General features: G+C 60.5%; 12 protein-coding genes. 7 read left to right on the top strand and 5 right to left on the bottom strand.

What is annotated here, in order from left to right; translation table 11 throughout:
• Positions 1 to 122: 122 nt before the first annotated feature.
• Positions 123 to 1,787, top strand: coding sequence for a methyl-accepting chemotaxis protein (locus ACWHXT_RS04190; RefSeq protein ID WP_447957363.1), 1,665 nt, complete (start codon positions 123 to 125; stop codon positions 1,785 to 1,787).
• A 153-nt stretch (positions 1,788 to 1,940) separates the two neighbouring features.
• Here the strand turns inward: ACWHXT_RS04190 and ACWHXT_RS04185 are convergent, their stop codons facing one another.
• Both ACWHXT_RS04185 and ACWHXT_RS04180 read right to left on the bottom strand, forming a co-directional pair.
• Positions 1,941 to 2,504, bottom strand: a complete 564-nt coding sequence (locus ACWHXT_RS04185) for a DUF1415 domain-containing protein (protein WP_447928250.1) — start codon at positions 2,502 to 2,504, stop codon at positions 1,941 to 1,943.
• Positions 2,505 to 2,565: 61 nt separating this feature from the next.
• Positions 2,566 to 3,258: a GntR family transcriptional regulator gene (locus ACWHXT_RS04180; protein WP_447929117.1), complete on the bottom strand. Its 693-nt coding sequence runs from the start codon at positions 3,256 to 3,258 to the stop codon at positions 2,566 to 2,568.
• Positions 3,259 to 3,454: 196 nt separating this feature from the next.
• Here ACWHXT_RS04180 and ACWHXT_RS04175 point away from each other — a divergent pair, with 196 nt between their 5' ends.
• The 3 genes from ACWHXT_RS04175 (at position 3,455) to ACWHXT_RS04165 (ending at position 6,496) form a co-directional block, all read left to right on the top strand.
• Positions 3,455 to 4,012, top strand: coding sequence for a chromate transporter (locus tag ACWHXT_RS04175; RefSeq protein WP_447957362.1), 558 nt, complete (start codon positions 3,455 to 3,457; stop codon positions 4,010 to 4,012).
• The gene (locus ACWHXT_RS04170) at positions 4,009 to 4,539 is read left to right on the top strand and encodes a chromate transporter (protein ID WP_447957361.1); all 531 of its coding nucleotides are present in this window, start codon (positions 4,009 to 4,011) and stop codon (positions 4,537 to 4,539) included. Before ACWHXT_RS04175 ends, ACWHXT_RS04170 begins: the two co-directional genes overlap by 4 nt.
• A gap of 118 nt (positions 4,540 to 4,657) precedes the next feature.
• On the top strand, positions 4,658 to 6,496 hold the full coding sequence (locus ACWHXT_RS04165; RefSeq protein ID WP_447957360.1) for an ABC transporter ATP-binding protein: 1,839 nt from the start codon (positions 4,658 to 4,660) through the stop codon (positions 6,494 to 6,496).
• A gap of 74 nt (positions 6,497 to 6,570) precedes the next feature.
• On the opposite strand, the gene dkgB is transcribed toward ACWHXT_RS04165, so the two are convergent.
• Complete coding sequence (gene dkgB / locus ACWHXT_RS04160; RefSeq protein WP_447957359.1) at positions 6,571 to 7,383, bottom strand: 2,5-didehydrogluconate reductase DkgB; 813 nt, start codon at positions 7,381 to 7,383, stop codon at positions 6,571 to 6,573.
• 141 nt (positions 7,384 to 7,524) lie between these two features.
• Here dkgB and ACWHXT_RS04155 point away from each other — a divergent pair, with 141 nt between their 5' ends.
• On the top strand, positions 7,525 to 8,772 hold the full coding sequence (locus tag ACWHXT_RS04155) for an MFS transporter (protein WP_447957358.1): 1,248 nt from the start codon (positions 7,525 to 7,527) through the stop codon (positions 8,770 to 8,772).
• On the opposite strand, the gene cobA is transcribed toward ACWHXT_RS04155, so the two are convergent.
• Both cobA and ACWHXT_RS04145 read right to left on the bottom strand, forming a co-directional pair.
• Entirely contained in the window at positions 8,737 to 9,633 is an 897-nt protein-coding gene (gene cobA, locus ACWHXT_RS04150) for a uroporphyrinogen-III C-methyltransferase (protein WP_447957357.1), read from the bottom strand. The two genes, ACWHXT_RS04155 and cobA, sit on opposite strands and share 36 nt — an antisense overlap.
• Positions 9,634 to 9,970: 337 nt before the next feature.
• Complete coding sequence (locus tag ACWHXT_RS04145; protein WP_447957356.1) at positions 9,971 to 10,816, bottom strand: alpha/beta fold hydrolase; 846 nt, start codon at positions 10,814 to 10,816, stop codon at positions 9,971 to 9,973.
• A 177-nt stretch (positions 10,817 to 10,993) separates the two neighbouring features.
• On the opposite strand from ACWHXT_RS04145, the gene ACWHXT_RS04140 reads away from it, so the two are divergent.
• Together ACWHXT_RS04140 and ACWHXT_RS04135 are read left to right on the top strand one after the other, a co-directional pair.
• Positions 10,994 to 11,929 (top strand): cation diffusion facilitator family transporter, encoded by a 936-nt coding sequence (locus tag ACWHXT_RS04140; RefSeq protein WP_447958005.1) that lies wholly within the window; start codon positions 10,994 to 10,996, stop codon positions 11,927 to 11,929.
• A 61-nt stretch (positions 11,930 to 11,990) separates the two neighbouring features.
• Complete coding sequence (locus ACWHXT_RS04135; protein ID WP_447957355.1) at positions 11,991 to 13,001, top strand: phosphotransferase enzyme family protein; 1,011 nt, start codon at positions 11,991 to 11,993, stop codon at positions 12,999 to 13,001.
• Positions 13,002 to 13,069: the final 68 nt, after the last annotated feature.

The following is a 13,069-nucleotide window of genomic DNA, read 5'->3' as shown; positions in this document are numbered from 1 at the left end:
ACTAACGCAGTGAACCCAACGGCTCGCTGCGTTGGCTTTCTCTGCTACCAGCGTAACGCCTCATCGGATCGCGACGCTGGCATTTCCTGCTATTGCTCTGCTTGAGTGAGATCCTAAAGTACATGAAGAATCTATCCGTAAAATATGCCTTGGCCGGGGCATTGGGATTGCTGGTGGTCATGTTATTGATCGTGGCCGCGCTGGGAATACGCGCCGAGAATAGCGCCGTCAATAACCTTGCTGCCCTCGATGAAGTCGCCGCCCGTCAAACGGCGTATATCAACCGCGCCGAAGTCAACCTGATGGAACTTAGAGTACGCCTGGAGCGTTACCAGGAGTATGCAGAAGGCGGTAATACCGCGTTGGCTGACCTGGCACTGGAGCGTGCCCAAGCCGCCCTTACTCGGGCCGAGGAACGCTTCGCCGAATTCAGCGCCATCCAGGTGCCGGCGGACTCGCCCCGCGCGTCACTGATCGACGCGTTGACCAGCGAGTACGCGCGGCTGGTAAGCCCGGCACTGCTCAGCGCCATGACCCAGGGGGACTATGACGCCCTGATGGTCCAACGTAGCCGTCTCAACGAGCAGTTCGATACGTTCACCCAAAGCGTACGCGACTTTAACGAATACACGCGCAACTTTGCTCAAATCACCACCGCCGACGCCGTGGCGTCGCGTAACCGCGACACCTTTATTTTTGGGGTCTTGATTGCGCTTGCGTTAATCGCGTATGTCGTGGTGCAGGTAGGTATCAACCGGCTGGTCGTGACACCGTTACAAGGCGCCGTCAAACTTTGCGAACGTATCGCCCAGGGAGATCTAACCCAGAGCGTCGAGGCGCGCGGGCGTAACGAGATCGGGCGGCTTTACAGCGCCATGGGCGATATGCAAACGCAGCTACAACAAATGATGACCACGCTTGGGAAAAGCAGCCGTATCGTGGCCGCCAACTCCCGCGAGATAGCCGGCGGCAGCCAGGACCTTGCCTCGCGTACCGAGCAGCAGGCCGCGGCCATTCAGCAAACGGCGGCCAGCATGGACGAGATCTCCTCGATCGTTCGCCAAAACGCCGACACGGCGGGTCAGGCGGAAAAACTAACGGTCAGCGCCGCGCAAAAAGCCCAACAGGGGCAAACCGAGGCCGAGCGCTCCGGCGAATGGATGCGCGATCTCGAGAAGGACTCCCAGAAGGTTCACGACATCGTTCAGGTCATCGACTCGATCGCCTTCCAGACCAACATTCTTGCGCTTAACGCCTCGGTGGAAGCCGCCCGCGCCGGCGAGCATGGTCGTGGCTTTGCGGTGGTGGCGAGCGAAGTACGCTCGCTGGCTACCAAGACGTCGAACTCATCGAAAGAGATCCGCACGATGATCGAGGATATCGCCCAGCGTATCGCCGAGGGCGCCAATCAGGCGATCCACAACGGCCAGAGCATGGGCGAGGTCAACAAGGCCGTTCGCCACGTGACCGACATGATGCAGGAGCTGGCCCTGGCGGCCAAGGAGCAGGAGTCGGGCATCGCGCAGATCAGTACGGCCATTGCGCAGATGGACTCCGCCACCCAGGAAAACGTCTCGTTGGTAGAGGCGACCAGTACGGCGTCCGCTTCGCTTGAAGATGAAGCCACGCGCCTGGCATCGATCGTGGAGACCTTTAAACTGCCAAGCGGTGGCCAAGCAGCAACACGCACCCTGGCGCCTGCGCAAAAGCCGGCCCCTTCACTGCCTTCACGCAAGCCTGCCCCCGCCAAATCCCCCAGCGCGGAACCCGAATGGGAGGCGTTTTAATCCTGCGATAAGTCACCGGGCGGCCTTGGCTGCCCGGTCCTCTCTTCACGGCGGTTGATCACGCGTTGAGCGCCACTCTTCAAAGACCGCGGGTTCTGCCCACGGCGCTTAAAAGCCCGCACATAATCCGCTCGTCATTCACACGCCGAAGGATTAGCCGGGAGTCTGCTCGGCCAGGGCATCCTGCAAATAGCGTTCGGCCTGGCCGCTCCCCATGGCGGTGAGGTGTTCGATGTTGCGTTCGGGAATGGCCTGGGTATCGCCATAAAACGCGATGGCTTTCTCGACGCTTGCCTCGCGCAGCAGGTGCACCATGGCGTAGGGTGAACGGTTGGTGTAATTCGAGGCCTCGTCGGGTGCCACACCATCGAAGCAGTAGTCCGGGTGGAAGGTCGCCAACTGGTAAACCCCTTCGTACCCCTGATCAACAAGAATGCTTTCGGCCAGTTCGACGTAGTCCAGATAGTGTTCGAAATGCTTGAACAGCGTCGGGAAGACCAGCAACGTGGTCTCGGTATCCGGATGCTCATCCAGCCACGCGACTTCGTTCATCAGCTCTTCCAGCGCTACTTCGACCTTCTTCGAGCGCACCACGGCGACGCGGATGGCCGCGCGCTCCAGCTCACGCTGGGCAAAAGGGCATATATTCTGTGCCACGATAAAATTGCGCACCCAGCTCAACGTTTGCCCGGCGACTACCTCGTCTGAATATTGCATTACGCTTTACGCCCATCTTCGCATGTCGGTGCGCGCCAGTTTACACCAGTGCGCGCAACAATTATGCGTCCGCCCAGACGGTGTTGGCATTCTGAGCCTGGAAACACTGTAGCGCCGCGTCGTAGGACCTGGTGATGTGCTCATCGAGCAGCTTGCGTGCCGCCTGGGCGTTGCGCTCAAGCGCCAGCACCACGAGCTGGTGGTGTTCCTGATCGAGTTGCTGGCGAACCGCCGGCATTTCGGGGCCCTGACGGCGGTAGCGGTCGAACTGGTCATGAAGCTGCTCGATGAAGCGCAGCAGCCAGACAGAGCCGCAGGGAGCGACCAGGGTGCGATGAAACCGGGTGTGCAGGCGCTCCCACTCATCCTCTTTCTCGGGGGTCATATCCGCGCACTTCAAGCGATGCTCGGCGGCCAGCAGCTCCGCCTCCCAGGCGGCATCACCATGGGCGATGGCTTGTTCGAACGCCATCCCCTCCAGCGCCAGGCGCGTTTTGGCAATATCGTCCAGCTCGGTACGTGTCAGGGTTGGCACGCGAAACCCGCGCTGATTCTCCTGAATCAACAGGCCATAGGCCGCCAGCTTGTTCAAGGCCTCGCGTAGCGGGCTCAACCCCACCTGATAGCGCTCTTTCAAGGCATTGATAGCCAACTTCTCACCCGCGGCAAAGCGGCCATCGACGAGGTCCCTGCGCAGAATTTCGTAGATCCGGCTGGAGGCCGTAGCATTGGCCGGCGGGCATGGCGTATTCATCATGGCTTCCTTGTGGCGTAGAGCAGCAAACTGCCCGTCACACGTAATGGTTGAAGGTGCGCTGTTGACGCTGCACAAGCCGCTACATTATATTCAGCGTCATTAATAATCGATTTTAAAAAAATAAACGATTTTACCGACGACTTTACCACGCCGCGGTAATCGCGATGAAGCCATCTTAGCGAGCAATACTCCAATGAAACATACCGCACTGTTCTGGGCTTTCTTTCGGGTCGGCATCTTCGGTTTTGGCGGCGGGCCTTCGATGATCCCGTTGGTACACGCCGAAGTGGTCAAACGCTACGCGTGGCTTACCGATGAAGAGTTTGCCGACATTCTGGCCATTGGCAACACCCTGCCCGGGCCCATTGCCACCAAAATGCCGGGGTATATCGGCTATCGGGTCGGTGGCACTCTCGGTTGCATCACGGCGGTTTTAGCCGTTACCGGCCCCATGATCGTCGCCATGATCATCATGCTGGGTGTATTCAGCCGCTATCGCGATGTCGCCTGGATCAGTGGCATGGGCCAGGCGGTCATTCCGGTGGTCATGGTGATGATGGGACAACTGACCTGGGACTTTCTGGAGAAATCCAAAGCGTCGCTTGGCTGGCTCGTCAGTAGCGTGATCGCGCTGGTGGCCGGGGCGCTGATCTACTGGCTCGGTGTTCACCCGGGCATCATCATCGGCGCCATTCTGGCAGCCGCCCTCTTGAAGCCCAAACCTAAAAAGCCCGTGGAGACCTCGCCATGATTTACTGGGAGCTGTTTCTGGCCTTTTTCATTCCCAATATCATCGGCTACGGCGGCGGCCCGGCGATCATTCCGCTGCTCGAAGCAGAGGTCGTCGGCCGCTACGGCTGGATGACCTCTCAAGGGTTTGCGGAAACGTTGGCGCTGGGTAACGCCCTGCCAAGCCCGATCGCCACCAAAATGGCCGGCTACATCGGCTACGAGGTTGCCGGCATTGCCGGTGCGACTATCGCCGTGTTGGCAACCGTCGTCCCCTCGCTTTTACTCATGCTCTGCGCGCTGGGCCTTCTCTATCGCCACCGCGAATCCCCTCAGGTCAAGCGCATGAGTCAGTGGGTACGCCCGGTTATTGCGGTCATGATGGCGTGGCTAACGCTCGGCTTTTTTCTGGAAGGCATGGAAAGCGCCGGCCTCATCCATACATTGATCATTGGCGCTTTCGCCACCGCGGCGCTGGTGTGGTGGAAGATACACCCGGCCTTCGTGGTCATTGGCGCGCTCATTTACGGGGCCACGCTGCTCGGCTGATGACCTTATCGTGGCCCGGGCGCTTGAGCCCGACACTTATTACGAGCGTTCACCTGGTAGTAACGGCCAAAGCGTTGCATCATGGCGCTTTTGATACGTTAAAGGTGCCCTGCGCTTTATGGCCTTGTTGAGCCCCTCCTCTTCGATCACCGGCTTTTTCAGTGTGTTCCGCTATAGCCGGCGCGCACTGGCGTTGGTTTGGGGCACCTCCCGCTGGATGATGCTGGGCCTTGCCCTTTGCACGCTGGTGGCCGGTGTTTTGCCCGCGCTGGCGGCCTGGGTGGGCCAGTTGATCGTCGATGGCGTGGTCAGCGCCATGAATACCTTCGAGGCCGCCGAAGAGCCGGTGCTTTTGATCATCATCGCGCCGGTGCTGCAGCTGGTGGCGCTCGAGGCGCTGATCATCGCGCTGATTGCGCTGGCCCAGCGCGGGCTCGCTGCCCAGCAGTCGCTTTTACGCGCGATGCTGGGCCAAAAGGTCAACGTGCTGATTCTCGAGAAAGCCGGCACGCTTTCGCTGGGCCAATTCGAGGACTCCGAGCTTTACGACAAGCTGACTCGCGCCAGGCGCGAGGCCTCTACCCGGCCGCTGGCGTTGGTCACCAAAACCTTTGGGTTCATCCAAAACGCGATTTCGCTAGGTAGCTTCAGCGTACTGCTCATTCAGTTCTCCCCCTGGGCGCTGTTGATTTTGGCCGTCGGGGCCGTGCCGGTGTTCATCTCCGAGGCGAAGTTTTCCGGCGACGCCTTTCGGCTTTTCCGCCGCCGCTCGCCACAAACGCGTATGCAGAGCTACCTGGAAACCGTGCTGGCGCGCGAAGACAGCATCAAGGAGGTCAAACTCTTTGGTCTCGAGCCGCTCTTTTTACGTCGCTACCGGGCCATTTTCGATCGTCTCTTCGCCGAGGATCGCCTGCTGACACTTAAGCGCGAGGGCTGGGGGTTCGTGCTCGGCCTGCTGGGCACGCTCACGTTTTATATCGCCTACGGCTGGGTGGTGCTCGAGACGATCGTCGGCGCGATCACTCTGGGCCAGATGACCATGTATCTAATGGTCTTCAAGCAAGGCCAGTCGTCGCTTTCCGCCATTCTGACCGCGATTAGCGGGATGTATGAAGATAACCTGTATCTCTCCAATCTTTACGACTACCTGGAGCACCCCACCGAAAAGGAAGGCGGCACGCTGACCGTGGGCGCAGCACCCGGCGACGGGCTTCGCTTCGAGAACGTGAGCTTCGCCTACCCAGGTGGTGGCCAGGCGCTCGTGGATATCTCGTTGCATCTATTACCCGGGCAGAGCCTGGCGCTGGTAGGCGAAAACGGTTCGGGCAAGACGACGCTCATCAAGCTGCTGACCCGGCTTTACCAACCCAGCGAAGGGCGCATTTTGCTGGATGGCAGCGACCTGCGGGATTGGGACGCTGAGACGCTGCGCAAACGCGTAGGCGTCATTTTTCAGGACTTCGTGCGCTACCAGCTCCCGGTAGGCGAGAACCTCGGCGTGGGCGATATCCACGCCTTCGAGGACCAGGCGCGCTGGCAGCAGGCGGCGCACTTCGGCCTCGCCGACCACTTCATCGAGCGCATGCCCAAGGGGTATCACACCCAGCTTGGCCGATGGTTCAAGGATGGTCAGGAGCTTTCCGGCGGCCAGTGGCAAAAAATCGCGCTCTCGCGGGCCTACATGCGCAAGGACGCGGATATTTTAGTGCTCGACGAGCCCACCGCCGCCATGGACGCCGCCGCCGAAGCCGATGTATTCGCGCGCTTTCGCCAACACAGCCGCGACAAGATGACGATTTTGATCTCGCACCGGTTCTCGACCGTGCGAAGCGCCGGATTGATTCTGGTGATCGACCAGGGGCGTATTATCGAGCAAGGAAGTCACGAATCGCTCATGGAGCTCGAAGGCCGCTACGCACAGCTTTTCCAGTTACAGGCGGCGGGCTACCAGTAAGCGCCTAAAAGCGGCGCTCCTGCCTGCCGGGGGAGGCCTTGTGGCCCACCCCGCTGAATGCCCCAAGCGAGCGTTTACTCATCCCAGACCGGCGCCATGTCCGGGTTGGCAATGCGTTCGCCGCGATCGAGGGTCGCGATATCCGCCATTTCGGCCTCGGTCAAGGTGAGCTCGAAGGCCTTGATGTTGCTTTCGATATTACGCGCCTTGGTGGAGGACGGAATGGTGACGATGCCGCGGCCCTTGAGCCAGGCCATGGTGATCTCGGCCGGGGTGACGCCGTGGACACCGGCGATCTGCTTGAGTACCGCATCCTCCATCACCTTGCCCACTGCCAGCGGCATGAACGCGGTGACCTCGATGCCCAGTGACTCGCAGTGTTCGGCAAGCTTGCGGTTTTGCAAGAACGGATGCACTTCGATCTGGTTGGTGAGGATCTCGCCCTTACCGAGAATGCCCACTGCCTCGTCGAGCTGGGCGATGGTGAAGTTGGAAACGCCGATATGGCGCGCCTTGCCTTCCGCCTTGACCTCTTTTAGCGCGGTCAGGTAATCCGCCATGGGCACTTCGTCGTTGGGCGAGGGCCAGTGAATCAGCAACAGGTCCACGTACTCGGTCTTGAGCTTTTTCAGGGACTCGTCGACGCTCTGCTTGAGCGCATCCGGCTCAAGGCGGTCGTACCAGACCTTGGTGGTCAGGAAGATATCGCCGCGGGCCACGCTGCTATCGCGAAGTACCTCGCCGACGGTCTCCTCGTTGCCGTAAAACTGGGCCGTATCGATGTGCCGATAGCCCGCCTCCAGCGCAGCGTTGATGCTCTCTTTAAGCGTCTCATCTTCCAAGCGGAAGGTGCCGAAACCGGGATTGGGCAGGGTATTCGTAGCCATGGGTATCATCCTTTTTGCGTTAAGCACTTGCATGTGCGGTGTCGTTAAGACTTAAGTAGCGATATGGGGCACACGGCAGCCAAGTTCAACCACCCAAGGCGATGCGCTACACTCTTTTCTTTGCCTGCTAATAAGTCCGCCATGCCTAATAACGCCATTGATACACCCTGTACGCCGCCGATTTACCGTCAGCCCGGGTTTTTGAGCTTTTTACTCGCGCGGCTGGCCGCGGTCTTCGCCATGCAAATCCAGGCGATCGTGGTGGCCTGGCAGGTGTACGACATTACCCGCGATGCAATGTCACTGGCCTACGTGGGGCTGGCCCAGTTTCTGCCCATGGTCGTGTTGCTGTTGCCCGCAGGCGATGTGGTCGACCGTTTCTCGCGCAAGCGTATACTCCTTCTGAGCTGGGCGGTACAGGGACTTTGCAGCGCGCTTTTATGGGTACTCGCCCAGGCGGCCTATGAAAGCATTACGGAAATCTATCTGGTGCTGGCGCTTTTTGGCTGCGCCCGGGCGTTTACCGGCCCTACCCTGCAAAGCCTTTTACCCAATATCGTGCCGCGTGCCCAGCTTGCCCAGGCCATTGCGCTGAATAGCTCGATCATGAAGGTCGCGGTCATCAGCGGGCCGCTACTGGGCGGCGTGCTTTATAGCGTAGGCGGCGGAGAGCTTGCCTACGCGGTGTGCCTGGGTTGTTTGATCGTCGCACTCGGTTTTCTGCTGCGGGTGCCGGTACGCCACATCGAGAAAGCGAAGGTGCTCGAAAGTACCGCCTGGAAGCGCTTCTCGGCGGGTATTGCCTATATTCGCCATCAGCCGATCATTTTGGGGGCCATTTCGCTGGACCTTTTCGCCGTGCTGTTGGGCGGCGTGGTAGCGCTGTTGCCCATTTACGCCCAGGAAGTGCTGCATGTGGGCGCCGAAGGGTTGGGGGCGCTGCGAAGTGCTATCGCCATTGGCGCGCTGTTGATGGGGCTTTATCTGGGCGTGCGGGGCATTACCCGGCGTGCCGGGCACGTGATGTTTGCCGCGGTGGCGGTCTTTGGGGTGGCGAACCTGATATTCGCCTTCTCGACGCTTTTTTGGGTATCGATGGCCGCCATGCTGGTGGCGGGGGCGGCGGACATGATCAGCGTTTACGTGCGCACGACGCTGATTCAGCTGGCCACGCCGGACGAAATGCGGGGCCGGGTAAATGCGGTCAACATGCTGTTTATCGGCTCGAGCAACGAGCTTGGGGAGTTTCGCGCCGGGAGCATGGCAGCCGCCTTTGGCGTGATACCGGCGGCGGTGATCGGTGGGGTCGGTACACTGGCCGTGGTCGGCGCGTGGATGAAGCTCTTTCCCACGCTACGCCGGGTCGACCGCTTCGACGATGCCCGCTGAGTGCGCCGCAGGGCTTTGCGCCACCATGCTGACCACACTGCCTACCACGATCAAACAGGGCGACGGCAACGGGTGCGACGCCAGGCGTGCGGGCATATCCTCGAGCGTGCCGACGAGCGCTTGCTGCTCGGGTTGGCTGGCGTTGGCCACTAGCATGATCGGCCAGGTGCCCGGAAGACCCGCCTGGCGTAAGCTCTGACAAATCGCCTCGACCTTTGAAAGCCCCATGTAGAACACCAGGGTTTCGTCCTGGCGGGCAAGTGCCTGCCAGTCCGGCGCGCCGCCTTCACGACAGAGCTGGGCGGTAATGAAGCGAAGCTGCTGGGCGTGGCCGCGGTCGGTCAGCGGAATACCCATGCTGGCCGCCGCCGCCGAAGCGGCGGTAATACCGGGCACGATGCGGGCCTTGATATCCGCCTCGGCCAGTGAAAAAAGCTCTTCGCCCATGCGCCCAAAAATGCCCGGGTCGCCGCCTTTCAAACGCACAACCGACTTGCCCGCTCGGGCAAGTGTGACCAGCTGCGCGCCGATCTCAGCCTGGGGCACGCTGTGATGGCCGCGGCTCTTGCCCACGTAATAGCGCTCGGCGCCGGGGTGTATAAGGGCCAGCACCTCATCGTCCACTAACCGGTCGTAAACCACGGCGTCGGCCTGCATCAAAAGCCTGGCGGCTTTCAGCGTTAGAAGCTCGACATCGCCGCTGCCCGCGCCTACCAGGTAGACCGTGCCCTTCTCACACTCGCCACGCGCAGGTAAACACAGACGCTCCTTGCGGGGCGTCACGCAGGACCACACCTGTCGGCTGACGCGCATTAGCGCCTCAGGCCATTTGTGTAACCGGTGTTTGCTTAGGACGCGCATGGCCCCGCTCCTTTTCAAGAATCGATTCAAGTTCAGACAGGCACCGAGCGCGTCGATGCGTTCCTGGCCGCTGCGTACCCTCTAATGGCCTGCTGACTTAACGGGGGCAGCTGCAAATCACTGGCTAGCCCGTTCGGCGGGCCGCCCGGCAACAGCCACTTCAGGCAATCATTATACACACCCGCCGCGCCGCGCGAGCTTCGCTTTCGAGGGTGGCGAGGCCACCCGGCCTAAACGATGCCTGGGCCTAAACGCAAAAAGCGCCGCCTCTTGATACAAAGCGGCGGCGCTAAAAAAAGGTCGGCGTTTTCTTGATGCCTTGAGCTTGTCCTTGCGTCTAGCCTTCGTCGCTATCCAAAAACGCGATCAAGGCCTTATTGAACGCGTCAGCGTGGGTGACGTTGAGGCCATGGGGCCCGCCGCTGATAGTCTCGAACTTCGAATGGGGCAACGTTTCACTGGCCCGCTTGCCGCTGACCTCGACCGGTACGATACCGTCGGCGTCGCCGTGGAGCACCAGCGTCGGCAGCTTCATTTTGGGCAGATCGTCGCGAAAGTCGGTGTAGCTGAAGGCCTTGACGCAATCAAACGTCGCCTTGGGAGAGGCGAACGTCGCAATGTCGCGGTGGTACTGACGGTTGGCCTCGCTGATCAGGTCGGTCTTGTCGCCGGCGGCGAAGAAGTTTTTGGTGAAGTCCTCCAAAAACGCGAGGCGATCGCCCCGAATGCCGTCCAGAAACTGGTTGATGGTAGCATCGTCCAGCCCGCCGTCCGGGTTGTCGTCGGCCTTGTAAAGATACGGAGGCACCGCTGCCGCCAGCACCGCCTTACTGACCCGCTCGGTGCCGTAGCTTGCGATATAACGGGCTACCTCGCCGCCGCCCATGGAGAAACCGACCAGCGTTGCGTCATGAACGTCGAGGGCGTCGAGCAGCTTTTTAAGATCCGCCGCCAGGGTGTCGTAATCGTAGCCACCGTCGGCCTGGGTGGATTTACCGAAGCCCCGGCGATCGTAGGTGATGACTTTGTAGCCCGCCTCGACCAGCGCCGGCACCTGCGGCTCCCAGGCGCGCCCGCTGAGCGGCCAGCCGTGGATCAGCACCACCGGCTTGCCTGCGCCGTGGACCTCGTAGTAAAGCTCGACCGGTGTTCCGTGCTGAGTTCCTGCATTGAGCAGCGGCATCGTTTCACCCTCCAGATTGGTTGAACGTGGTAACAGCGTGTCATGAAAGGCTAGTACAACTCTTCACGGCTTACCAAATGCTTGCAAGGCCAAGCATGGGTGCTGGCTTTGGGCGAAGGCACGCCAGAAAATTGCTATGCTGAGCCGCGTTGTCCACCACTTTAGGAGCAGGTATTGGTGAAGACCGAGTCCGGTACATTGGCTTTTTCCGCGTTCATGGCGCTTTTGATCGGCGTCGTGGGCATCGCGGCCACGCTTGCCTCCAACTCCCAGGCCATTTTGCTCGATGGGCTTTTCAACATGATTTATTTCGTCGTCGCGCTGGTCACCATCAAGGTGAGCAGGATGGCGAGCCAGCCGGACAGTGACGCCTACCCGTTTGGCTACAGCTACTTCGAATCGGTGGTCAACCTCTGTAAGGGGCTTTTGATTTTTGGGGTCTCGATCTTTGCGCTGGTCGATGCCATTGCCGCGCTTTTGACCGGGGGCCGCGAAATATCCGCGGGTATCGCGGTCGTGTACGCAAGCTTTGCGACCCTGGCCTGCTCGCTGACCGCTTGGGTGATGCATAAAAGCGAGCGCCACGTAGTCAGCCCCCTGGTAGCCGCGGACAAGCTCAACTGGGTGGTGAACAGCATTATCTCGGCGGCGGTACTCACCGCGTTTTGTCTGGTAGTACTGTTCGATAAGCTGGGATTCGAGCGCGTTTTGCCCTATGTCGACTCGATTCTGGTGATCGCGGTCGTGGTGCTTTGCCTGGGCGTGCCCATCCGTATGGCGAGCCAGGCGTTGGGCGAGCTGGTCAATAAGGCCCCCACGGAAGCGGTAGCGGCGCCGGTGCGTGAAGCCGTGGCGAGGGGGCTCGAGAGCATCGATGCGCTCGAGGTGCGCGTTCGCATCGTGCGCCCGGGCCGGCTTTTGTACGTGATGGTTCACGTCGTGCTGCCCAAAGAGGACGCCGCGATGTCGCTGACCACCCAGGACGCCCTTCGCGACCGGGTCGACGAACACGTGCGCCGCCACTATTCGCCGGTGGTGTGCGACGTCGTGTTTACCGTCGACACGCGCTGGGCGGCGCCAACCAGCGGCTTGCTGGTGCGCCAGATCAGCTAAGCGCTCCCCGTGGTTTGCAAGGCGAGCATTTCTATCCTAAAACGCCAACGAGAGCTTTGCCATGTACACCCAGGCCCTGCTGTCCGCTCTTCAGGAACGGCTCACCCAGGCACTACCCTGCTGGCAGTTGCCCGGCGATACGCACGTCAAGCTTCTCACTACCTCGGAAAACGCCACCTTTTTGGCGGCAAGCCCCGCTACCGGACAGACGTACACCCTTCGCGTACATCGCCCACATTATCAAATCAAAAGGGAGATCGAATCGGAGCTTGCCTGGCTCGACAATCTACGCCGGGCCCGTAGGGTCGAAACACCTTCACCGCTGCCTACCCTCACAGACAGCCCGGTCATTCAACTCCGGCTCGACGGCCGCTGCTTTTACGCCGTGGCGTTCGAGTATATCGAAGGGGAAGCCCCGAACTGGGGCCAAGGGCTGCCCGACTGGTTCGAAAAGCTGGGGGCGATCACCGCTTCACTTCACGAGCACAGCAAAGCCTGGCAGCCACCGACGTGGTTCGTTCGCAAACGATGGGACCTGGAGACGATGATCGGACCGAACGCTCTTTGGGGCGACTGGCGCCAGGCCCTGGGTATCACGGCATCGGATGAACGCGCGATCGAACGGGCCATCGAGCGGATTTATCGGTTCATTGAAGCGTACGGCAGCGACGAGCGACGCTACGGACTGATACACGCCGACCTGCGTCCGGCCAACCTGCTGGTGAAAGCCGAGCGGCTGTCGGTCATCGATTTCGACGACAGCGGCTTTTGCTGGTATGCGTTCGATTTCGCCGCTGCCGTCAGCTTTTTCGAGCTCGACCCGCTCGTCCCCCGACTGCGCAAAGCGTGGCTTCGCGGCTATCGACGTATTGCGACCTTCGACGAGTACGACGAGGCTGCGCTCGATACGTTTATTATGATTCGGCGCATCATGCTAAGTGCCTGGCTCGTCACTCACGCCGAAAGCCCCACTGCGAAAGCACTGAGCGACTGTTTCATCCAAGGCACCGCCGCCTTGGCGCGAACATATTTAGGCATCTCGAACGTAGCGCCGCGCTTACACATAGGTTGAAAGAATCCAACCACGAGCCGACATCGAGGCACGCCCTCCCGAAGAAGCCTGACCATCGTCGACGCGTT

It is taken from the genome of Vreelandella halophytica (assembly GCF_968193635.1).
Note: the sequence above shows the minus strand (reverse complement) of the source record. Positions and strands in the feature narration are given on the sequence as shown.